We start from the raw sequence: 20,796 nt of genomic DNA, 5'->3' as shown, positions 1-20,796 counted from the left end.
CCGGACGCAACAATTGCAGACTTTTCCACCAGAAGTGTCTGCATATATGTCCATCTGCGGCAATGTTACTCGATTCGGGCAAATCCTGCGGCTAAATCGGCAATCAGATCGTCAACATTCTCTAAACCGATATGCAAACGGATGAGCGTTCCGCTGAAGTCCACTTTGCCTTGCGGACGGATTGCCGCGATATGTTCCGGTTGGTTAGCCAGAATCAGTGATTCAAAACCGCCCCAGGAATAGGCCATGCTGAACAGGCTGAAGTGATCCAGGTACGCAGACAGTTCTTCATTATTTAGCTTCTTATTCAGAACAAATGAGAACAGACCGCTGCTACCGGTAAAGTCGCGTTTCCAGAACTCGTGTCCCTTGCTGCCGGGAAGTGCCGGGTGATTCACGCGGGCAACCTGCGGATGGGCAGCCAGCCACTCGGCGACTTTTAAACTGCTTTCATGGTGTTGGCGCAGGCGAACGCTTAACGTCCGCAATCCACGGCTGGTCATATAGGCGGTATCGGCGTCCAGCATTTGTCCCATCAGATAGGCGTTTTCACGCAGTTGATCCCAGCAACGGGCATTGGATACCGCTGTCCCAACCATGCCGTCGGAATGACCAATCAGATATTTCGTCCCTGCCTGAATTGAGATATCGATACCGAAATCCAGCGCGTTGAACAACACGCCCGCAGCCCAGGTGTTATCAATCATGATGATCGCGTCAGGCACTACGCTTCTGACGGCGGCAACAATGGCTGGAACATCATGAACTTCCATGGTGACAGAACCTGGAGATTCAAGAAAAACGACTTTAGTATTCGGCTGTATATGCTTCACAATATCCGCGCCAATCAGCGGATCGAACCAGCCGGTTGTCACGCCAAGCTTGCCCAGCACCTTAGTGCAAAAATCCTGGCTGGGTTCATAGGCGGTGTTGGTCATCAGCACATGATCGCCTTGTTCAACAAAGGCAAGGATGGTGTTGGCAACGGCTGCTGCACCGCAGGGGAACAGGGCGCAACCGGCCCCGCCTTCCAGTTCACACATCGCTTCCTGCAGTGAGAAATGCGTCAGCGTGCCGCGACGGCCATAGAAAAGGGCACCGTTTGCGCGGTTATGCGTCGCCTGTTTTTTCGCCTCAACGGTGTCGAATACCAGTGAAGACGCGCGCTGGATCACGCTATTTACCGAACCCAGCGTGTATTTTTTACTACGCCCGGCGTGAACGAGTTTGGTCTCAAGCTGCTTATCTGCCATGTTGTATTGCCTATTTTTATACGTCTGGATGTCTAAACTAGCATGAATCTCATCTGCCGCGTCCTGCAGAACAGCCATAAAGTACAAAATATTCTCAAATCGATTTCTGGTGACTTTTTTACTGCGTGAGCGCAAGGAAAAGAAACCAAAGGTGCGGCACTATGTAAATAGTAATGAGAACGACTATCAATTCGACGTCGTTTTGATATGATTACGCTCAGATTTTGTGATTTGCGTCCTGGAGATACAGAGTGGGTAATAATTTGATGCAGACGGACCTTTCCGTCTGGGGTATGTATCAGCACGCCGATATCGTGGTTAAGTGCGTGATGATTGGGCTGATTTTGGCGTCAGTGGTCACCTGGGCTATCTTCTTTAGTAAGAGCCTTGAGTTCTTTACGCAGAAGCGCCGTCTTAAGCGTGAACAGCAAATGCTGGCAGATGCCCGCTCTTTAGATCAGGCAAGTGAGATTGCCGCTGGATTCGATGGCAAAAGCCTGGGCGCTCTGTTGATTAACGAAGCACAGAACGAGCTGGAACTGTCAGCAGGCAGTGATGACAACGAAGGGATCAAAGAGCGTACCGGTTTCCGTCTGGAACGTCGCGTTGCCGCCGTTGGCCGTCAGATGGGGCGGGGTAATGGATACCTGGCAACCATCGGGGCTATCTCTCCATTTGTCGGGTTGTTTGGTACAGTATGGGGCATCATGAATAGCTTCATCGGTATCGCACAAACCCAAACCACCAACCTGGCTGTTGTTGCTCCAGGTATTGCAGAAGCACTGTTAGCAACCGCGATCGGTCTGGTCGCGGCAATCCCTGCTGTTGTTATCTACAACATTTTTGCTCGTCAGATCGGCAGCTATAAAGCGATGCTGGGCGATGTCGCGGCGCAGGTACTGTTGCTGCAAAGTCGTGACCTGGACCTGAGTGCAAGCGCGTCTGCACACCCGGTACGTGCTGCGCAGAAATTACGTGTAGGATAATGTTCCATGGCAATGAGCTTTAATGAAAACCTGGACGATAACGGTGAAATGCATGACATCAACGTGACGCCGTTTATCGACGTCATGCTGGTATTGTTGATCATCTTTATGGTGGCAGCGCCACTGGCAACCGTGGATGTGAAGGTCAATCTCCCTGCATCCACCAGTACGCCGCAACCGCGTCCGGAAAAACCGGTTTACCTGTCAGTAAAAGCCGATAACACCATGTTTATTGGTAACGATCAGGTCACCGATGAGACGATGATTAACGAGTTAAACGCGCTAACTGAAGGCAAGAAAGACACCACCATCTTCTTCCGGGCAGATAAAACCGTCGACTACGAAACTATGATGAAGGTTATGGATACGTTGCACCAGGCGGGTTACCTGAAGATTGGTTTGGTCGGTGAAGAGACCGTGAAAGCCAAATAATCCTTGTTGCCGGGTACAGGTTTGACCTTACCCGGCAAGCTTCTCCTGATATCACTCCTCTGCAAGTCTTTTGCCTTATCTGTTCTCGTCCAACGCCACCGTAGTGATTTTTGTGGGCTCGTAGTTCCCATCGGATAGCTTACGGGTCAGGCGCAGTGTGGCAGTTTCACGTGCAAGCAGATGCTGGTATGTGCTTTCCAGACGGGCCATTATTTTGTCCCGCAATTCTGGTTGCTGAGCGATGATGGCCTCGATAGTGGCACCGTAAATCTCTTCTTTGGCTTGCAGTGCGTAGATTTCATGACGATTTTGCCATTTCATCCGCACCAGTGCGGCGGGTATAGAAACCATCTCTTGAGCAAGGCTTTCCAGCGTCGTGTTTTTATTGGCTATCAACACAGACAGATTTTGTTTTAAGACAAACTCATCGCTTTTGTGGTTATCTAAAGCCAAATAAACATTATTATCTTCAACATCTTTCATTTTATTTCTCTTCCAGAGAATAAAAAATAGGATCGTTGGTTTCGCGAGTAATTAAATTAAGCCAAATTTTGTTGCCTTGTTCATTTATCATGGCTGTTTTTTTGGCCAAAATTTTACTTAATTCCTGGGCGTTAATGTCGCCTTCCGCCTGTAATGAATTGAGCAGACGAGTAAATGACTCAATTTTTGCGGCGCGGAAAAGGCGCTCTTTTAAATGACGATCGCACTCTTCAAATAACATATTCCGGGACTGGCCGGTAGCTACGGAGCTAATCAAAATTTCTGATTCGTAATCACTTAGTTTTATCTTTCCCTGAGTCAAATTTTCACTATTTTCTGTGGTATTTGTATTGTCCGGGGTTGCGGATAAATGAAAACGAGAGGGAACAAGATGCTCGGGAAGCATGTTGAAATATCCTTTGCTGCCAATAATATGATGTTTTTAATAAGGTAGGCCGCGTTGACAATAGCATGGGGTAATTTTAAAATCAAAAAAAATGGAGCCCGCTATGAACAGTATATTTTATTCTGTTATTACCCTGCTATTGCTTACCTGCGGGGTACTTTTGCTAATGCGTAGTGCAAATAAAAACCGTTATGCAGAAGATGTTAACGCACAGCGCCAGCCGGAAATGCTAAGTAAAGAAGAGGGAGAAGATCATTTTTCTGCCCTGATGAATTCGATTACTCCGGTATGGTATTGGCGAGTCAATCACGAATATATTGATTTTATCCACTCCACAGTCAAGAGGATGACAATGGTGGAGCTGAATGAAACGCCCGGGCTCTTTGACGCGCAGCGGCGCTGTAGCGATCTTAACTCTGCGGTTTATAAGTATTATGACAATATTAAAAAGCGCTGCCTCAGCGGGGAGAAAGTCCCGCACGCCGATCTGGATGTGCTTAACTTGCGGCAGTGCTTCAGGGAGTTCAGCCTGGAAGCCTATCCTGCACTTGTCGCACTGGTATGGCCGGAATACCAGCGTCCGTTGATTAAAGAGGACGAGGTGTGAGGCGAGATTTACTTGCCCACTCTCATCAGCAGGCCATTAAGGCCGGGTAGGACTACACCCGGCGTAATGTTCAGATCGTTATTTGTCTGATGAGGCCTGCCACAGATTGAGCTTGCCGTCCGCGACATGTTTATCAATCTGTGCCAGTTCTTCGGCGCTGAATGTCAGGTTTGCCAGTGCCTGAACGTTCTCTTCCAACTGCTCAGGTCGGCTGGCACCAATTAATACCGATGTGACCCGGTTATCTTTTAGTAGCCAGCTTAACGCCATTTGCGCCATCGACTGCCCACGTTGTTGGGCCATCTCATTGAGCAAACGCAGACTGTTAAGATTTGCTTCCGTCAGCATATTTTCCGTCAGCCCACGGACTTTTTTCCCTTCACGCTGCATGCGGGAACCATCAGGAATACCGTTGAGGTATTTCCCTGTCAGGAGCCCCTGCGCCAACGGGGTGAAGGCAATACAGCCCATCCCGTTGGATTCCAGCGTATCCAGCAATCCGCTGCTGTCTACCCAGCGGTTAAGCAGGTTGTAGGATGGCTGGTGGATAAGCAGCGGAATTTTCCATTCCCGCAGCAGTTCGGCCATCTTCTGCGTGCGCTCTGGCGAATAAGATGAGATACCGACATACAGTGCTTTGCCACTTTGCACAGCATGGGCCAGCGCGGAAGCGGTCTCTTCCATTGGCGTATTTTCATCAACGCGGTGCGAATAGAAGATATCGACGTAGTCGAGACCCATGCGCTTGAGGCTCTGGTCGAGGCTGGCCAGCAGATACTTGCGTGAGCCGCCAGAACCGTAAGGCCCCGGCCACATGTCGTAACCCGCTTTGGTCGAGATGATCAATTCATCACGATATTGTGCAAAATCCTCGCGCAGCAATCGACCAAAATTCTCTTCAGCACTGCCCGGAGGTGGCCCGTAGTTATTGGCTAAATCAAAATGAGTGATCCCTAAATCAAATGCTTTTCGCAGCAGTGCTCGTTGTGAATCCAGAGCGTGAACGTGTCCAAAACTGTGCCATAAACCCAGCGACAGCGCGGGCAGGCGCAAGCCGCTGCGCCCACAGTAGCGATAGAGCATTTGCTCATAACGTTCAGGATTGGCAAACCAGGCCATGAGATCTCCTTAGTGCAGGTGAATTTCAAAACAACGTTTCTATTCTAGCGGGTTCGTGGTGAATATCCCGTTCACCAGGTCACATTGGGATGAAAAACTGGGCAAAAACAGACCGCTGTGCTTTGCTTAAAAAAACATCACTCAGGAGTGCGACCATGCCGCGTCTGACTGCTAAAGACTTTCCGCAGGAGTTACTCGATTACTATGACTATTACGCCCATGGCAAAATTACGAAACGCGAGTTTCTGAATCTGGCGGCGAAATATGCGGTAGGTGGCATGACGGCACTGGCGCTATTCAATTTGCTGAAACCGAACTATGCCCTGGCAACGCAGGTAGAATTTACCGATCCCGATATTCTGGCAGAATACATTACCTATCCATCGCCTGATGGGCATGGTGATGTGCGAGGTTATCTGGTGAAACCCGCGAAGGTGACGGGGAAGGTTCCGGCGGTGGTAGTGGTACATGAGAATCGTGGGCTGAATCCGTATATTGAGGATGTAGCACGGCGGGTGGCGAAGGCGGGTTATATTGCACTGGTACCCGATGGATTAAGTTCACTGGGCGGTTATCCCGGCAATGATGATAAAGGCCGGGAATTACAGCAGCAGGTTGATCCCGTTAAGCTGATGAATGATTTTTTTGCCGCTATTGAGTTTATGCAGCGTTATTCGATGGCGACAGGAAAGGTGGGGATCACCGGATTTTGCTACGGTGGTGGTGTGGCGAATGCAGCGGCTGTTGCTTTCCCTGAACTGGCATGTGCGGTGCCCTTTTATGGTCGTCAGGTTCCTGCTTCTGATGTCCCTAAAATTAATGCGCCTTTATTATTACACTATGCAGAACTAGACACACGAATTAATGAAGGCTGGCCCGCTTATGAAGCTGCACTCAAAGTGAATAAGAAAATCTATCAAGCATATATCTATCCCGGTGTTAATCATGGTTTTCATAACGATTCGACACCCCGTTATGATAAAGCAGCTGCTGATTTAGCCTGGGAACGCACTCTTGCCTGGTTTGATAAATATTTGTTATGAAAAACAACGCATTACTTACAGCTTTAGGTTAATTATCTGAATAATAATGCTACCTAATTTCATTAACATTCATATTGATATGACCAGCAGGGATAATAGATAGACTTAAAAAAGTAAAAAAATAAAGAACGTATTATATCTTCTTCATTGCCTGCCGATAACAAGGGGAAGTATCGCCTGATGGCGAATTCCTCATCAATGGCAAGGAAATTATTATGTATTTGCTGAAAAACTTCACTATTCGTATTGTCATGCTGGCGATACTGGGACTTTTTTGCCTGCTCTGGTCGGGCGTGGGTTTATTCAGTCTTCATGCTTTATCAAAAATATCAGAAGGCAACGATATTGACCGTCATCTTGTCAAACAGATGACGGTACTGAGTCAGGGGAACGATCAGTACTTTCGCTTTGTGACACGCCTGAGCCGTGCTGTGGATGTCAAAATTGGTGGTGAAACGCCTGATTTTGCACCTGCCCAGCAATCGCTGGATAATCTGAGCCAAAAGCTCCAGGAGATGAAAACATTGTCTCCAGGACCGATGGACCCGGAAATTTCAGCAGCAGTGCTGGCCAAGTGGCAAGCTTTGCTGGATAAAGGCGTGATACCGCAAATGCAGCTGGCGCAGCAGGGCTCGCTTACGGCGTTTTCGGAACATGCCAGCACGATTACGCCCGCACTGAGCCGTGAATTTGGTGCCAGCGCTGAGCTGTTTAATACCACCGCCGGAAAGAGACTTGATGCGACGCGTATCATGGTAGACGGTAAAACGTCGATCATTCGGACACTGATTATTACTGCCGTTATCCTCGGGATTGCCCTCCTGTTCTTCACCGATCGTTACCTCGTTACCATGATGGTGAAACCTCTCGGTCGCATTCGCTTGCAGTTCCGCCAGATTGCCCAGGGCGATCTCAGCCATCCAATTGAAGATTTTGGGCGTAACTGCGTGGGCCAACTGGTCCCTTTATTGTGCGCAATGCAGGACAGCCTGCGTGAAGCCGTAAGTACGATTCGTTCAGGCAGTGACAACATCTGGCGAGGCGCTACGGAAATTTCTACCGGCAATAACGATCTCTCTTCCCGTACTGAGGAGCAGGCCGCGGCGCTGGAAGAGACCGCTGCCAGCATGGAGCAACTGACCGCTACGGTAAAACTTAACGCCGAAAATGCGCGTGAGGCCAGCCAGCTTGCCGATACCGCAACAGAAACGGCAGGTAAAGGAAGCACCCTGGTTTCTGAAGTGGTCGACACCATGGACGGTATTGCTGCCAGTTCTAAACAGATCGCAGAAATTACCTCTGTCATTAATAGCATTGCTTTCCAGACCAACATTCTGGCGCTCAACGCCGCCGTTGAAGCGGCCAGGGCTGGTGAACAGGGACGTGGTTTTGCCGTGGTAGCAGGGGAAGTACGTAATCTCGCCAGCCGTAGCGCCGGTGCGGCAAAAGAGATTGAGACATTAATCGGTGAATCGTCGCGTCGTGTCGAACAGGGCGCTCGTCTGGTTAAAGAGACGGGATTAACCATGGAAGCGATTCTGCGCGGTGCCACCGAAGTGACCGTTATCATGAAACAAATTGCCTCAGCCTCGGAAGAGCAGAATAAGGGCATCTCGCAGGTTAGTGTTGCGATCACGCAGATGGACAGCGTGACGCAACAGAATGCCGCGTTGGTAGAACAAGTATCCGCTGCGGCAGTGGCGCTGGAACGGCAAACGGAAGAGCTACAACGCTCGGTGCAACAGTTCCGCCTGTCTGCGAATGATGTGCAATACGCCGCTGCCAATACCGCTTCCCCTTCCACAGAAAGCAGAACCTCTGCAGCACCTAAAACGGACGAGTGGGTGTCCTTTTAATCTGGCACAAAAAAGTGCGTGATACCTCTGGCCTTTGCTTAAAAAATCGCTATATAATTTGTTATATAGCGATTGGAGGTTATGCATGGACAACCATTTTGGAAAGGGCCTGATGGCCGGATTGAACGCCTCAAGTGCGGACAGTGCTCGTTCAGTGGCGAATTTTTGTTCAGATTATAAACGCGGTTTTGTTCTGGGTTTTTCACATCGAATGTTTGAAAAAACGGGTGACCGACAGCTCAGCGCATGGGAAGCGGGGATCCTGACGCGTCGTTACGGGCTGGATAAAGAGATGGTGATGGATTTCTTCAAAGAGAACCAGTCGAGTACAACAATTCGGTTTTTCATGGCCGGCTATCGGCTCGAAGCTTGATCCAAAAGGGGTATTATCTTGCTTTAATTAATTACACTATTGACCTACGCCTTCGTTTTGTTGCTCCGCCGAAGTATTATAATGCACATAACCATATAAAAAGTGTGGTAATGGCGCGCCGATCGCAATATGCAACATGCGAATGGTGCAAAATAAAAGCCAGGTCTTCGCAACGGAATAACAATAAAATGACTGGAGATAATTCTCTCATCAATTCGAACGGCATCAATCGCCGTGATTTCATGAAGCTTTGTGCAGCACTGGCCGCTACTATGGGGCTCAGTAGCAAAGCCGCCGCAGAAATGGCCGAATCAGTTTCTCGTCCTCAGCGCCCGCCGGTTATCTGGATTGGTGCTCAGGAGTGTACGGGTTGTACTGAATCGCTGCTTCGTGCGACACACCCTACAGTGGAAAACCTCGTTCTGGAGACTATCTCTCTTGAATATCATGAGGTGCTCTCTGCCGCCTTTGGCCACCAGGTCGAAGAGAACAAACATAACGCTCTGGAGAAGTACAAAGGGCAATATGTTCTGGTGGTAGATGGTTCTATACCACTAAAAGATAATGGTATTTATTGCATGGTTGCCGGTGAGCCAATTGTGGATCACATCCGCAGAGCGGCCGAAGGTGCAGCAGCTATCATCGCTATCGGCTCTTGTGCCGCATGGGGTGGTGTGGCTGCCGCTGGCGTGAACCCAACGGGTGCAGTCGGCTTGCAAGAAGTTCTGCCAGGCAAAACCATCATCAACATCCCAGGCTGTCCGCCTAACCCGCATAACTTCCTCGCCACGGTCGCGCATATCATCACTTACGGTAAGCCGCCGAAGCTGGATACCAAAAACCGTCCGACATTCGCCTATGGTCGTTTGATTCACGAACACTGCGAACGTCGCCCGCACTTTGATGCCGGTCGTTTTGCTAAAGAGTTCGGCGATGAAGGCCATCGTGAAGGTTGGTGCCTCTATCATCTGGGCTGTAAAGGGCCAGAAACGTACGGCAACTGCTCAACATTGCAATTCTGTGACGTTGGCGGCGTGTGGCCGGTGGCTATTGGTCATCCTTGCTACGGCTGTAACGAAGAAGGCGTCGGTTTCCATAAAGGCATTCACCAACTCGCCCATGTGGAAAACCAAACCCCGCGTTCAGAGAAGCCTGATGTCAACATGAAAGAAGGCGGCAACATTTCAGCTGGGGCTATTGGGCTGCTTGGCGGCGTAGTAGGACTGGTTGCCGGCGTCAGCGTGATGGCGGTACGTGAACTGGGGCGTCAGCAGAAGAAAGATAACGCTGACTCACGGGGAGAATAACCGTGAACAGACGTAACTTTATTAAAGCAGCCTCCAGCGGGGCATTGCTGTTGGGCGCCGCGCCGTCCATCAGCCATGCGGCTGCAGAAAACCGTCCGCCGATCCCGGGTTCTCTTGGGATGCTCTATGATTCGACGCTGTGCGTAGGCTGCCAGGCCTGCGTCACCAAGTGTCAGGATATCAACTTCCCGACGCGTAACCCGGAAGGCGAGCAAACCTGGTCGAACAACGACAAATTGTCACCGTACACCAACAACATCATCCAGGTGTGGCGTAGCGGAACAGGCGTTAACAAAGACCAGGAAGAAAATGGTTACGCATACATTAAGAAACAGTGCATGCACTGTGTCGATCCAAACTGCGTCTCCGTTTGCCCGGTCTCCGCGCTGAAGAAAGACCCGAAAACCGGCATCGTCCACTATGACAAAGATGTCTGTACCGGCTGCCGTTACTGCATGGTCGCCTGCCCGTACAACGTGCCTAAGTACGACTACAACAACCCATTTGGTGCGCTTCATAAATGTGAACTGTGTAACCAGAAAGGCGTTGAACGTCTGGACAAAGGTGGCTTACCGGGATGTGTTGAAGTGTGTCCTGCCGGTGCAGTGATTTTTGGTACCCGTGAAGAGCTGATGGCTGAGGCGAAAAAACGTCTCGCACTGAAGCCTGGCAGCGAATACCACTATCCGCGTCAGACAGTGAACGCTGGTGATAGCTATCTGCATACGGTACCGAAGTACTACCCACACCTGTACGGTGAGAAAGAAGGTGGTGGTACGCAGGTTATGGTGCTGACGGGTGTTCCTTACGAGGATTTGGATCTGCCAAAACTGGATGACCTTTCAACCGGTGCGCGTTCCGAACATGTTCAACATTCCTTGTACAAGGGCATGATTTTACCCCTGGCTGCGCTGGCGGGCTTAACCGTGCTGGTTCGTCGTAACACGAAAAACGACCATCACGATGGAGGAGACGATCATGAGTCATGATCCTAAACCGCTGGGCGGAAAAATAATCAGCAAACCGGTCATTATTTTTGGGCCGCTTATCGTCCTGTGTATGCTCCTGATCGTGAAACGTCTGGTCTTCGGATTGGGTTCAGTCTCCGATCTGAACGGCGGTTTCCCGTGGGGCGTATGGATCGCATTTGACCTGTTGATTGGTACTGGCTTTGCGTGCGGCGGTTGGGCGCTGGCGTGGGCGGTGTATGTTTTCAACAGAGGACAATACCATCCACTGGTACGTCCGGCGTTGCTGGCAAGCCTGTTTGGTTACTCGCTGGGTGGTTTGTCGATCACCATTGACGTCGGTCGTTACTGGAACCTGCCGTACTTCTACATTCCGGGTCACTTCAACGTGAACTCGGTACTGTTCGAAACGGCGGTCTGTATGACCATCTATATCGGCATCATGGCGCTGGAATTTGCGCCAGCTCTGTTTGAACGTCTGGGGTGGAAAGTTTCTCTCAAGCGTTTGAATAAAGTGATGTTCTTTATTATTGCCCTCGGCGCGCTGCTGCCGACCATGCACCAGTCTTCAATGGGTTCATTGATGATTTCTGCAGGCTATAAAGTACATCCGCTCTGGCAAGCTTATGAAATGTTGCCGCTTTTCTCGGTATTAACCGCCTTTATAATGGGCTTCTCGATCGTCATTTTTGAAGGCTCACTGGTACAAGCGGGTCTGAAAGGTAACGGTCCGGACGAGAAAAGTCTGTTCATTAAGCTGACGAATACCATCAGCGTGCTGCTGGCGATTTTCGTGGTCCTGCGCTTTGGCGAGTTGATCTACCGCGACAAGCTGTCGTATGCGTTTGCAGGCGATCTTTACTCCGTGATGTTCTGGATTGAAGTCGTGCTGATGGTCTTCCCGCTGGTGGTGCTGCGCGTCACTAAGCTGCGCAATGACTCGCGCATGCTGTATCTGTCTGCGCTGAGCGCATTGCTGGGTTGTGCGACATGGCGTCTGTCCTACTCGCTGGTGGCATTCAATCCTGGTGGTGGCTACCACTACTTCCCAACCTGGGAAGAACTGTTGATTTCTATTGGTTTTGTGGCTATTGAGATTTGTGCATACATCGTACTCATTCGTCTACTGCCGATACTTCCTCCTTTAAAACAAAACGATCAAAATCGTCATGAGGCGAGCAAAGCATGAGCCAGAGAATTACTATTGATCCGGTAACCCGTATTGAGGGTCATTTACGCATCGACTGCGAAATCGAAAATGGCGTGGTATCTAAAGCATGGGCTTCCGGTACCATGTGGCGCGGCATGGAAGAGATCGTGAAAAATCGCGATCCGCGCGATGCCTGGATGATTGTGCAGCGTATTTGTGGTGTTTGCACCACAACTCACGCTATCTCTTCTGTTCGTGCAGCTGAAAGCGCGCTGAATATTGATGTTCCGGTAAACGCACAGTACATCCGTAACATCATTCTGGCCGCGCACACCACGCATGACCATATTGTTCACTTCTATCAGCTGTCTGCGCTGGACTGGGTGGATATCACCTCGGCCCTGAAAGCTGACCCAGCGAAAGCATCTGCCATGCTGAACGGCGTGTCCTCCTGGCACCTGAACAGCGCAGAAGAGTTCACCAAGGTTCAGAACAAGATCAAAGACCTTGTTGCCAGCGGTCAGTTAGGTATTTTTGCCAACGGTTGCTGGGGTCACCCGGCAATGCAGTTGCCGCCGGAAGTGAACCTGATTGCGGTCGCTCACTATCTGCAGGCGCTGGAATGCCAGCGTGATGCCAACCGCGTTGTGGCGCTGCTCGGCGGTAAAACGCCGCACATCCAGAACCTGGCGGTAGGTGGGGTTGCTAACCCGATTAACCTCGACGGTCTTGGCGTGCTGAACCTTGAACGCCTGATGTACATCAAGTCTTTCATTGATAAGCTGAGCGACTTCGTTGAGCAGGTTTACAAGGTAGATACCGCGGTTATTGCTGCATTCTATCCTGAGTGGCTGGAGCGTGGTCAGGGCGCGGTTAACTACCTGAGCGCGCCGGAATTCCCGACTGACGGTAAAAACGGCAGCTTCCTGTTCCCGGGTGGTTACATTACTAATGAAGATCTGTCGACCTATCGTCCGATCACCTCTCACTCCGATGAGTACCTGATCAAAGGGATTCAGGAGAGTGCGAAACACGCGTGGTACAAAGACGAAGCGCCGCAGGCTCCGTGGGAAGGCACAACGGTTCCTGATTACACCGGTTGGTCAGATGACGGCAAGTACTCCTGGGTTAAAGCGCCGACCTTCTACGGTAAAACGGTTGAAGTGGGTCCACTGGCCAACATGCTGTGTAAACTGGCGGCCAAACGCGAGTCTACTCATGCCAAGCTGAATGAAATCATCGCGATTTACACCAAGCTGACCGGTAAAACTATCGAAGTGTCTCAGCTGCACTCTACGCTGGGTCGTATTATTGGCCGTACCGTTCACTGCTGTGAACTGCAGAACGTTCTGCAGGATCAGTACAACGCGCTGATCGTGAATATCGGTAAAGGCGACCACACCACCTTCGTGAAACCGGATATTCCGGCAACGGGCGAATTCAAAGGTGTTGGTTTCCTCGAAGCGCCGCGCGGTATGCTGTCTCACTGGATGGTGATTAAAGATGGCATTATCAGCAACTACCAGGCGGTTGTACCGTCAACCTGGAACTCTGGCCCACGTAACTTTAATGATGAAGTGGGACCGTATGAGCGCTCGCTGGTAGGTACGCCGATTGCCGATCCAAACAAACCGCTGGAAGTGGTTCGTACCATTCACTCCTTCGACCCTTGTATGTCATGTGCGGTGCATGTGGTGGACGTTGACGGGAACGAAGTGGTCTCAGTTAAGGTTCTGTAATGCGGATATTAGTCTTAGGGGTCGGCAATATTTTGCTGACCGACGAAGCCATCGGGGTACGTATCGTTGAGGCATTAGAGCAACGGTACATCCTGCCAGACTTTGTTGATGTTCTGGACGGTGGTACGGCTGGGATGGAGCTTCTCGGCGATATGGCGAACAGAGATCATCTGATCATTGCTGACGCCATTGTGTCGAAGAAAAACACGCCAGGAACGATGATGGTCCTGCGGGATGAAGAGATCCCGGCGCTGTTTACCAACAAAATCTCACCGCACCAGCTTGGCCTGGCCGACGTTTTGTCGGCCCTGCGTTTCACTGGCGAGTTTCCGAAAAAGCTGACGTTAGTCGGCGTTATTCCGGAATCGCTGGAGCCGCATATCGGGCTAACGCCAACGGTCGAAGCGATGATTGAACCTGCGCTTGAGCAGGTTCTTGCCGCGCTGCGCGAGTCTGGCGTTGAAGCTATTCCACGGGAGAAGGCACATGTCTGAGGAGTTCTTAGGCTTTCAGACAGCCCCGAAGCAGCAAATTCAGGCCGCGTTTGAAGAGGTTGCCCGGCGTTCGATGCACGATCTTTCTTTCCTGCATCCGAATATGCCGGTATATGTCTCTGATTTTACGCTGTTTGAAGGACAGTGGACGGGGTGTGTTATCACCCCCTGGATGCTCAGCGCGCTAATTTTCCCTGGGCCGGATCAGGTCTGGCCGGTGCGTAAAGTCAGCGAAAAAATCGGGTTGCGTCTGCCGTATGGCGAAATGACCTTTACCGTGGGTGAACTGGAGGGTGTATCGCAATACCTCTCCTGTTCGCTGATGTCGCCGCTTTCGCACAGCATGTCTGCGCAAGAAGGTGTGCGCCTGACTGACGATTGCGCGCGAATGCTGTTATCGCTGCCGGTGAGCGATCCAAATGCGCCGCAGCTCAACCGCCGCGCGCTGCTGCTGGGTCGTCGGAACTGCGAAAATGCATGAGCTGTCCCTTTGTCAGAGCGCGGTTGAGATTGTTCAACAGCAGGCAGAGCAGCACGGTGTCAAACGTGTAACCGGCGTTTGGCTGGAAATCGGGGCGCTCTCCTGCGTTGAAGAGAGCGCCGTGCGTTTCAGTTTCGACATCGTCTGTCAGGGGACGCTGGCCCAGGGTTGTGAGCTGCATATTGATTACAAACCCGCCCAGGCGTGGTGCTGGGATTGCAGTCAGGTCGTAGAGATCACCCAGCATGATGCGCAGTGTCCTCTCTGTCAGGGCGATCGTCTGCGGGTAGATGCTGGCGATTCACTGAAAGTGAAAAGTATTGAAGTCGAATAGCCCATAGGTTGCTATGGGGCGGAGTCAGATATGTGTATTGGAGTCCCTGGTCAGGTTCTGGCCGTTGGTGAAGATATTCACCAGCTTGCGCAGGTTGAAGTGTGCGGCATCAAGCGTGATGTCAATATTGCCCTGATATGTGAAGGCGAGCCTGCCGAACTGGTCGGGCAATGGGTGCTGGTGCACGTAGGGTTTGCCATGAGCATCATTGATGAAGATGAAGCTAAATTCACATTGGATGCACTTCGCCGCATGGAGTATGACGTCACCAGCGCTTGATTTTATGCCGGATGGCGGCGCAAACGCCTTATCCGGCCTACGCCAGGGCGTCTTTGTAGGCCTGATAAGACGCCCCGGCGTCACCATCAGGCATTTTAACCCTGACGCTTATCTTCGGTATGGGTATCGAAGTCGCTGGCATCATGGCGTTCATGAAGCTGTTCATTCAGCGGTCCGTTAGTGCGGTTTACAATACGGCCCCGCTTAACCGCCGGACGCGCCGCAATCTCCTTTGCCCAGCGCTGCACGTGCTTGTAACTTCCGGCATCAAGGAACTCTGCCGCATCATAGACGTTCCCCAATACCACGTTGCCAAACCACGGCCAGACCGCCATATCGGCAATGGTGTATTCATCTCCGGCGACAAACTGATGCTGCGCTAACTGTTTATCCAACACGTCGAGTAAGCGTTTGGCTTCCATGGTGAAGCGGTTGATCGCGTACTCAATCTTCACTGGCGCATAGTTGTAGAAGTGGCCAAAGCCACCGCCGAGGAATGGGGCTGCGCCTTGTAGCCAGAATAACCAGTTCAGCGTTTCGGTGCGTTTTGGTAAATCCTGCGGCAGAAAATAGCCATACTTTTCCGCCAGATAGAGCAGGATTGCGCCAGATTCGAATACGCGAACCGGTGGGTTTTGCGAGTGATCGCGTAGCGCCGGGATCTTCGAGTTCGGATTCACCTCCACAAAGCCGCTGGAAAACTGATCGCCATCGCCAATACGGATGATCCAGGCATCGTATTCCGCGCCCTTCACGCCCTGCGCCAGCAGCTCCTCCAGCATAATTGTCACTTTCTGCCCGTTTGGCGTACCCAACGAATAGAGCTGCAGCGGATGCTTGCCAACTGGCAGTGTTTTCTCGTGTGTAGCGCCGGAAACAGGGCGATTGATATTGGCGAATGCGCCGCCGTTCGATTTTTCCCACGTCCAGACTTTCGCGGGCTGATAGGTATTGTCTGACATAGTGACCTGCCTTCTGAGTGGTTGTTTGATGCAGTGTAGCAGCCAGGTAGAACTCAATTTAACAGATTGGGACTTTATGCCGTTTTGTGCTGAAAGGGGAAGATAAATCTAACCCGTTCATTGTACCTGGCCCGTACTCCATGAAGAGGAAATCAATGTTGGACGGAAATTGCTACCGTATTCACCATCAAAAATTGGCGGTGAATAAGCAGTAATAATGAAAAAGGGTGTTCCAGGAGTAAGCGGTTATCAGGGCCCGGCGGGTGGGTGGGGCGCGGTAAAAGCCGTCACTGCTTCGTTGTTTTCGCAAAAGGCTGTCGCCCGCGACATTATCGCGATGTTTAAAATGAACCAGGTGAAAGGGTTCGACTGTCCGGGCTGTGCGTGGCCGGACCCAGGCCATCGGGCACCGATGGAGCTGTGCGAAAACGGCGTTAAGGCAGTCACCTGGGAGACAACCTGCAAGAAAGCGTCACCGGAATTTTTCAGCCGTCATCCGGTTTCTACGCTATGGCACTACAGCGATTATGAACTGGAAAATATCGGTCGTTTGACGCATCCAATGAAATACGATGCAGCGTCAGACACCTGGCAGGCGGTGGATTGGGATATCGCCTTCCAGGAAATCGGTGAGCGTCTGCGCAGCTATGATTCAGCACAACAGGTTGAGTTTTACACCTCCGGCAGAACGTCAAATGAGGCAGCGTTCCTGTATCAGCTGTTTGCCCGCGAATATGGCAGCAGCAACTTTCCTGATTGCTCCAACATGTGCCACGGACCGACCAGCGCAGGGCTGACGCCAGCCATTGGCCTTGGAAAAGGAACCGTTGAACTTGAGGACTTTGACCACTGCGATCTGGTGATTTGTATCGGGCATAACCCTGGCACTAACCATCCGCGCATGCTGACCACCTTACGCGACGTTGCCAAACGCGGGGCAAAAATTATCTCCATTAATCCGCTGAACGAAAGGGGGCTTGAGCGCTTTAGCTTCCCGCAAAGCGCGAAAGAGATGTTCACCGGCCAGGCGACGGCGCTGAGCCACGACTACTACCAGGTCAAAATGGGCGGTGACGCCTCGCTGCTTAAAGGCATCATGAAGGCGCTGATCGAAATGGATGAAGCGCGGATCTTACTGGATCTGCAGCCAACGCTCGATCATGCGTTTATCGATGAGCATACCGCCGGATATGCCGCGCTGTATGATGACTTACGCCAGCGTAGCTGGGCGGAGCTGGAACAGGACTCGGGGCTGACGCGCAGCCAGATGGAAGATCTGGCGCACAGCTACAGTAAATCCCGCGCCACGATTGTTTGTTATGGTCTGGGCATCACCCAACATAAAAACGGCACTGAGAACGTCCAGCAACTGGTAAATCTGCTGCTGCTGAAAGGCAATATAGGTAAGCCTGGGGCGGGGATCTGCCCGTTGCGCGGTCATTCTAACGTGCAGGGTGACCGTTCGGTGGGGATCAACGAGGCAGCATCAGAAGATTTCCTGCAACGCCTTGAGACGTATTTTTCTATCCGTGTACCGCGCAAACATGGCCGCTCCAGTGTGGAAAGTATTCGCGCCATCGAGCGGGGCGATGCAAAAGCGCTCATCTGCATGGGCGGCAATCTGGCGGTGGCGATGCCACAGCCGCAGCGTACTTTTGCGGCGATGAAAAAGCTGGATCTGCAGGTTCACGTTGCGACCAAACTGAACAGATCGCACCTGCTGCTGGCAAAACATAACTATCTGCTCCCCGCATTGGGCAGAACCGAGCGCGATCTGCAGGCGACGGGCATTCAGTCGGTGACCGTCGAAGATTCAATGTCGATGGTCCACGCGTCCTGCGGCGCGCTGAAACCGGCTTCCCGCTGGCTAAAATCAGAGCCCGCGATTGTGGCGGGCATAGCACGCGCCACGCTGCCGCTTTCGCCGGTAAACTGGGAAGCGTTGACCGGGGACTACGCACTGGTCCGTAACGCCATTGAAGCCGTGATCCCGGCGTTCCACGATTACAACGCCCGTATTGCCGAGCCGGGCGGGTTTCGTATGGATACCCCTGCATCGCGCCGTGAATGGCGAACGGTAAATGGCAAAGCCAACTTTATCGTCAGCCATCAGCGGGCGGTAGAGCGGGAAAATCAGCCTGCTGATGCGCTGGTTCTGGCGACGCTACGCAGCCACGATCAGTACAACACCACGATTTATGGTATGAACGATCGCTATCGCGGCATTACCGGTCGTCGGGATGTGGTGTTTTTAAGCGCCGAGGAAGCGACGGCTCGCGGTCTGAGCCAGGGTGATGTGGTCAACGTTCAGGCGCTGGGTGACAACGGCCAGCCGTGCGCGGATCGCATCATGTACGGCTTAACGGTGGTGATTTACAACATGGCGGCGGGTTCAATTGGCGCTTATCTGCCTGAAGCGAATGTCCTGCTTTCGCTGGATGCGGTAGATACACAAAGTTTGACTCCGGCCTATAAAAGCGTACCGGTCACCCTGGCCAAAGCGTAGTTCCTGCTGTGAATTTTTCGCCTCTGAGCGCCAGCCGCTGCGTTGAGGTGTATGATGATGTCGACCTCTGTCCGGTTAGTGTCGCAGAGCAGGCAATCAGAGCGAAAAATTCACGCCAACCTGCTCAGGCTGTATTGTTTTGAGGTAAGGTGCATGAGCAAAGGAACGACCAGTCAGGATGCCCCATTCGGGACATTATTGGGCTACGCCCCAGGCGGCGTAGCAATCTACTCTTCAGATTACAGCTCCCTTGACCCACGGGACTACGACGATGATGCGGCATTTCGCAGCTATATCGACGACGAATACATGGGCCACAAATGGCAGTGCGTAGAGTTTGCACGCCGCTTTCTGTTCCTTAACTATGGCGTGGTCTTCACCGATGTAGGCATGGCCTGGGAGATCTTCTCCTTACGCTTCCTGCGTGAAGTGGTGAATGACAATATCCTGCCGTTACAGGCATTTCCCAATGGTTCGCCCCGCGCGCCGGTAGCAGGCGCGTTGCTTATCTGGCAAAAAGGCGGCGAATTTAAAGATACCGGGCATGTGGCGGTCGTTACCCAGTTGCTGGAAAACAAAATCCGTATTGCCGAACAGAACGTGCTCCATACGCCGCTGCCTCCCGGACAGCAGTGGACCCGTGAACTGGAGATGGTGGTTGAAAACGGTTGCTACACCCTGCGGGATACCTTTGACGACACCACCATACTTGGCTGGATGATCCAGACCGAGGATACCCGTTACAGCCTGCCGCAGCCGGAGATCGCCAATGACTCGCTGAAAATTGGCAGCGCGCGACTGGAAGATAACGGACAGTTCGACGGTAAATGGCTGGATGAGCAGGATCCGCTGCAAAAAGCCTACGTGCTGGCGAACGGTCACGTCATTAATCAGGATCCGCATCAGTACTTCACCATTACCGAGAGTGCCGAGCAGGAGCTGATCAAAGCCACTAACGAGTTACACCTGATGTACCTGCACGCGACCGACAAGGTGCTGAAAGACGACAACCTGCTGGCGCTGTTCGATATCCCGAAAATCCTCTGGCCGCGTCTGCGCCTTTCCTGGCAGCGTCGTCGGCATCATATGATTACGGGTCGTATGGATTTCTGTATGGATGAACGCGGACTGAAGGTGTACGAGTACAACGCCGATTCCGCATCGTGCCATACCGAAGCCGGGTTGATCCTCGAAAGATGGGCCGAGCGGGGCTACACAGGGCAGGGACACAACCCGGCTGAAGGGTTGATCAACGAACTGGCGGGGGCCTGGAAGCACAGCCGCGCACGTCCGTTTGTCCACATCATGCAGGATAAGGATATCGAAGAAAACTACCACGCGCAGTTTATGCAGCAGGCGCTGCGTCAGGCCGGGTTTGACAGCAAAATTCTGCGTGGCCTCGATGAGCTACGCTGGGATGACGCCGGTCAACTGATTGACGGTGACGGTCGCCTGGTAAACTGCGTCTGGAAAACCTGGGCGTGGGAAACCGCGATTGAGCAAGTGCGAGAGGTCAGCGAAACGGAGTACGCCGCGGTGCCAATTCGTACCGGGCATACCAATCAGGAAGTGCGTTTAATCGACGTGTTGCTGCGCCCGGAAGTGCTGGTGTTCGAACCTCTGTGGACGGTGATCCCTGGCAACAAAGCGATTTTGCCGATCCTCTGGCAGCTTTTCCCGCACCACCGCTATCTGCTTGATACCGATTTCACTGTTAATGAAGAGCTGGCGCAAACCGGTTATGCGGTGAAACCTATTGCAGGACGTTGTGGCAGCAACATCGATCTGGTGAGTCATCAGGAAGAGCTACTGGATAAAACCAGCGGTAAGTTTGCTGAGCAGAAGAACATTTATCAGCAGCTTTGGTGTCTGCCGAAGGTTGCCGGTAAATATATTCAGGTTTGTACGTTCACCGTAGGTGGTAACTACGGCGGGACCTGCCTGCGCGGTGATGAGTCGCTAGTGATTAAAAAAGAGAGCGATATCGAGCCGTTGATTGTGGTGCAGGAAGCGTAATC

The 20,796-nt window shown here is 51.9% G+C and carries 21 protein-coding genes; 16 read left to right on the top strand and 5 right to left on the bottom strand.

Features of this window, described 5'->3' with window-relative positions; translation table 11 throughout:
* Window positions 1–65: 65 nt before the first annotated feature.
* A complete protein-coding gene (gene metC, locus JTI85_RS18640) occupies window positions 66–1,253 on the bottom strand; it encodes a cystathionine beta-lyase (RefSeq protein WP_219351869.1) in 1,188 nt (395 codons plus the stop codon).
* Window positions 1,254–1,504: 251 nt separating this feature from the next.
* Here metC and exbB point away from each other — a divergent pair, with 251 nt between their 5' ends.
* Both exbB and exbD read left to right on the top strand, forming a co-directional pair.
* The gene (gene exbB, locus JTI85_RS18635; protein WP_048213225.1) at window positions 1,505–2,239 is read left to right on the top strand and encodes a tol-pal system-associated acyl-CoA thioesterase; all 735 of its coding nucleotides are present in this window, start codon (window positions 1,505–1,507) and stop codon (window positions 2,237–2,239) included.
* A 6-nt stretch (window positions 2,240–2,245) separates the two neighbouring features.
* A complete protein-coding gene (exbD, locus tag JTI85_RS18630; RefSeq protein ID WP_048213224.1) occupies window positions 2,246–2,671 on the top strand; it encodes a TonB system transport protein ExbD in 426 nt (141 codons plus the stop codon).
* Between the two features lie 75 nt (window positions 2,672–2,746).
* Here exbD and JTI85_RS18625 read toward each other — a convergent pair whose 3' ends face one another.
* Together JTI85_RS18625 and JTI85_RS18620 are read right to left on the bottom strand one after the other, a co-directional pair.
* A complete protein-coding gene (locus JTI85_RS18625) occupies window positions 2,747–3,154 on the bottom strand; it encodes a hypothetical protein (protein WP_048213223.1) in 408 nt (135 codons plus the stop codon).
* A gap of 1 nt (window position 3,155) precedes the next feature.
* Window positions 3,156–3,560 (bottom strand): hypothetical protein, encoded by a 405-nt coding sequence (locus JTI85_RS18620; protein ID WP_137363721.1) that lies wholly within the window; start codon window positions 3,558–3,560, stop codon window positions 3,156–3,158.
* 103 nt (window positions 3,561–3,663) lie between these two features.
* On the opposite strand from JTI85_RS18620, the gene JTI85_RS18615 reads away from it, so the two are divergent.
* Window positions 3,664–4,167, top strand: coding sequence for an ESA_00282 family adhesion-associated protein (locus tag JTI85_RS18615; protein ID WP_319026329.1), 504 nt, complete (start codon window positions 3,664–3,666; stop codon window positions 4,165–4,167).
* Window positions 4,168–4,245: 78 nt separating this feature from the next.
* Here the strand turns inward: JTI85_RS18615 and JTI85_RS18610 are convergent, their stop codons facing one another.
* Window positions 4,246–5,286 (bottom strand): aldo/keto reductase, encoded by a 1,041-nt coding sequence (locus tag JTI85_RS18610; RefSeq protein ID WP_005123138.1) that lies wholly within the window; start codon window positions 5,284–5,286, stop codon window positions 4,246–4,248.
* Between the two features lie 155 nt (window positions 5,287–5,441).
* On the opposite strand from JTI85_RS18610, the gene yghX reads away from it, so the two are divergent.
* The 11 genes from yghX (at window position 5,442) to hybG (ending at window position 15,310) form a co-directional block, all read left to right on the top strand.
* A complete protein-coding gene (gene yghX, locus JTI85_RS18605; protein ID WP_219351867.1) occupies window positions 5,442–6,329 on the top strand; it encodes a YghX family hydrolase in 888 nt (295 codons plus the stop codon).
* A 215-nt stretch (window positions 6,330–6,544) separates the two neighbouring features.
* Entirely contained in the window at window positions 6,545–8,185 is a 1,641-nt protein-coding gene (locus tag JTI85_RS18600) for a methyl-accepting chemotaxis protein (RefSeq protein WP_115642838.1), read from the top strand.
* 85 nt (window positions 8,186–8,270) lie between these two features.
* The gene (locus tag JTI85_RS18595) at window positions 8,271–8,558 is read left to right on the top strand and encodes a DUF2623 family protein (RefSeq protein WP_048213218.1); all 288 of its coding nucleotides are present in this window, start codon (window positions 8,271–8,273) and stop codon (window positions 8,556–8,558) included.
* Window positions 8,559–8,746: 188 nt separating this feature from the next.
* On the top strand, window positions 8,747–9,865 hold the full coding sequence (gene hybO / locus JTI85_RS18590; RefSeq protein ID WP_016154493.1) for a hydrogenase 2 small subunit: 1,119 nt from the start codon (window positions 8,747–8,749) through the stop codon (window positions 9,863–9,865).
* Window positions 9,866–9,867: 2 nt separating this feature from the next.
* On the top strand, window positions 9,868–10,854 hold the full coding sequence (gene hybA, locus JTI85_RS18585; RefSeq protein ID WP_219351866.1) for a hydrogenase 2 operon protein HybA: 987 nt from the start codon (window positions 9,868–9,870) through the stop codon (window positions 10,852–10,854).
* Window positions 10,844–12,022, top strand: a complete 1,179-nt coding sequence (hybB, locus tag JTI85_RS18580; RefSeq protein WP_006688074.1) for a Ni/Fe-hydrogenase cytochrome b subunit — start codon at window positions 10,844–10,846, stop codon at window positions 12,020–12,022. Before hybA ends, hybB begins: the two co-directional genes overlap by 11 nt.
* On the top strand, window positions 12,019–13,722 hold the full coding sequence (hybC, locus tag JTI85_RS18575; RefSeq protein WP_003024476.1) for a hydrogenase 2 large subunit: 1,704 nt from the start codon (window positions 12,019–12,021) through the stop codon (window positions 13,720–13,722). The genes hybB and hybC overlap by 4 nt, the downstream gene beginning before the upstream one ends.
* Window positions 13,722–14,216 (top strand): HyaD/HybD family hydrogenase maturation endopeptidase, encoded by a 495-nt coding sequence (locus tag JTI85_RS18570; RefSeq protein WP_061068591.1) that lies wholly within the window; start codon window positions 13,722–13,724, stop codon window positions 14,214–14,216. The genes hybC and JTI85_RS18570 overlap by 1 nt, the downstream gene beginning before the upstream one ends.
* Window positions 14,209–14,697 (top strand): hydrogenase-2 assembly chaperone, encoded by a 489-nt coding sequence (gene hybE / locus JTI85_RS18565; protein WP_005123148.1) that lies wholly within the window; start codon window positions 14,209–14,211, stop codon window positions 14,695–14,697. Before JTI85_RS18570 ends, hybE begins: the two co-directional genes overlap by 8 nt.
* The gene (gene hypA, locus JTI85_RS18560; protein ID WP_003828349.1) at window positions 14,690–15,031 is read left to right on the top strand and encodes a hydrogenase maturation nickel metallochaperone HypA; all 342 of its coding nucleotides are present in this window, start codon (window positions 14,690–14,692) and stop codon (window positions 15,029–15,031) included. Before hybE ends, hypA begins: the two co-directional genes overlap by 8 nt.
* A gap of 30 nt (window positions 15,032–15,061) precedes the next feature.
* On the top strand, window positions 15,062–15,310 hold the full coding sequence (gene hybG / locus JTI85_RS18555; protein WP_048213216.1) for a hydrogenase maturation factor HybG: 249 nt from the start codon (window positions 15,062–15,064) through the stop codon (window positions 15,308–15,310).
* Between the two features lie 95 nt (window positions 15,311–15,405).
* Here hybG and yghU read toward each other — a convergent pair whose 3' ends face one another.
* Entirely contained in the window at window positions 15,406–16,272 is an 867-nt protein-coding gene (yghU, locus tag JTI85_RS18550) for a glutathione-dependent disulfide-bond oxidoreductase (protein WP_061068589.1), read from the bottom strand.
* Window positions 16,273–16,489: 217 nt separating this feature from the next.
* Between yghU and JTI85_RS18545 the strand changes: the two genes are divergently transcribed.
* Window positions 16,490–18,778: an FdhF/YdeP family oxidoreductase gene (locus JTI85_RS18545; RefSeq protein WP_219351865.1), complete on the top strand. Its 2,289-nt coding sequence runs from the start codon at window positions 16,490–16,492 to the stop codon at window positions 18,776–18,778.
* 153 nt (window positions 18,779–18,931) lie between these two features.
* Window positions 18,932–20,794, top strand: coding sequence for a bifunctional glutathionylspermidine amidase/synthase (gene gss / locus JTI85_RS18540; RefSeq protein WP_061068587.1), 1,863 nt, complete (start codon window positions 18,932–18,934; stop codon window positions 20,792–20,794).
* The last annotated feature ends 2 nt before the right edge of the window (window positions 20,795–20,796 follow it).

Origin of the sequence: Citrobacter sp. Colony219 (assembly GCF_019382635.1) — a bacterium.
GTDB classification, from domain to species: Bacteria; Pseudomonadota; Gammaproteobacteria; order Enterobacterales; family Enterobacteriaceae; genus Citrobacter; species Citrobacter youngae.
Note: the sequence above shows the minus strand (reverse complement) of the source record. Positions and strands in the feature narration are given on the sequence as shown.

Excerpts from the sequence above, each read along its gene's own strand:
- hybG (WP_048213216.1), top strand. The coding sequence starts at position 15,062 with ATGTGTATTGGAGTCCCTGGTCAGGTTCTGGCCGTTGGTGAAGATATT.
- JTI85_RS18625 (WP_048213223.1), bottom strand. The coding sequence starts at position 3,154 with ATGAAAGATGTTGAAGATAATAATGTTTATTTGGCTTTAGATAACCAC.
- hypA (WP_003828349.1), top strand. The coding sequence starts at position 14,690 with ATGCATGAGCTGTCCCTTTGTCAGAGCGCGGTTGAGATTGTTCAACAG.
- JTI85_RS18620 (WP_137363721.1), bottom strand. The coding sequence starts at position 3,560 with ATGCTTCCCGAGCATCTTGTTCCCTCTCGTTTTCATTTATCCGCAACC.
- hybC (WP_003024476.1), top strand. The coding sequence starts at position 12,019 with ATGAGCCAGAGAATTACTATTGATCCGGTAACCCGTATTGAGGGTCAT.
- hybB (WP_006688074.1), top strand. The coding sequence starts at position 10,844 with ATGAGTCATGATCCTAAACCGCTGGGCGGAAAAATAATCAGCAAACCG.
- hybO (WP_016154493.1), top strand. The coding sequence starts at position 8,747 with ATGACTGGAGATAATTCTCTCATCAATTCGAACGGCATCAATCGCCGT.
- yghU (WP_061068589.1), bottom strand. The coding sequence starts at position 16,272 with ATGTCAGACAATACCTATCAGCCCGCGAAAGTCTGGACGTGGGAAAAA.
- gss (WP_061068587.1), top strand. The coding sequence starts at position 18,932 with ATGAGCAAAGGAACGACCAGTCAGGATGCCCCATTCGGGACATTATTG.
- yghX (WP_219351867.1), top strand. The coding sequence starts at position 5,442 with ATGCCGCGTCTGACTGCTAAAGACTTTCCGCAGGAGTTACTCGATTAC.
- JTI85_RS18570 (WP_061068591.1), top strand. The coding sequence starts at position 13,722 with ATGCGGATATTAGTCTTAGGGGTCGGCAATATTTTGCTGACCGACGAA.
- JTI85_RS18610 (WP_005123138.1), bottom strand. The coding sequence starts at position 5,286 with ATGGCCTGGTTTGCCAATCCTGAACGTTATGAGCAAATGCTCTATCGC.
- JTI85_RS18545 (WP_219351865.1), top strand. The coding sequence starts at position 16,490 with ATGAAAAAGGGTGTTCCAGGAGTAAGCGGTTATCAGGGCCCGGCGGGT.
- hybE (WP_005123148.1), top strand. The coding sequence starts at position 14,209 with ATGTCTGAGGAGTTCTTAGGCTTTCAGACAGCCCCGAAGCAGCAAATT.
- JTI85_RS18615 (WP_319026329.1), top strand. The coding sequence starts at position 3,664 with ATGAACAGTATATTTTATTCTGTTATTACCCTGCTATTGCTTACCTGC.
- JTI85_RS18600 (WP_115642838.1), top strand. The coding sequence starts at position 6,545 with ATGTATTTGCTGAAAAACTTCACTATTCGTATTGTCATGCTGGCGATA.
- metC (WP_219351869.1), bottom strand. The coding sequence starts at position 1,253 with ATGGCAGATAAGCAGCTTGAGACCAAACTCGTTCACGCCGGGCGTAGT.
- JTI85_RS18595 (WP_048213218.1), top strand. The coding sequence starts at position 8,271 with ATGGACAACCATTTTGGAAAGGGCCTGATGGCCGGATTGAACGCCTCA.
- exbD (WP_048213224.1), top strand. The coding sequence starts at position 2,246 with ATGGCAATGAGCTTTAATGAAAACCTGGACGATAACGGTGAAATGCAT.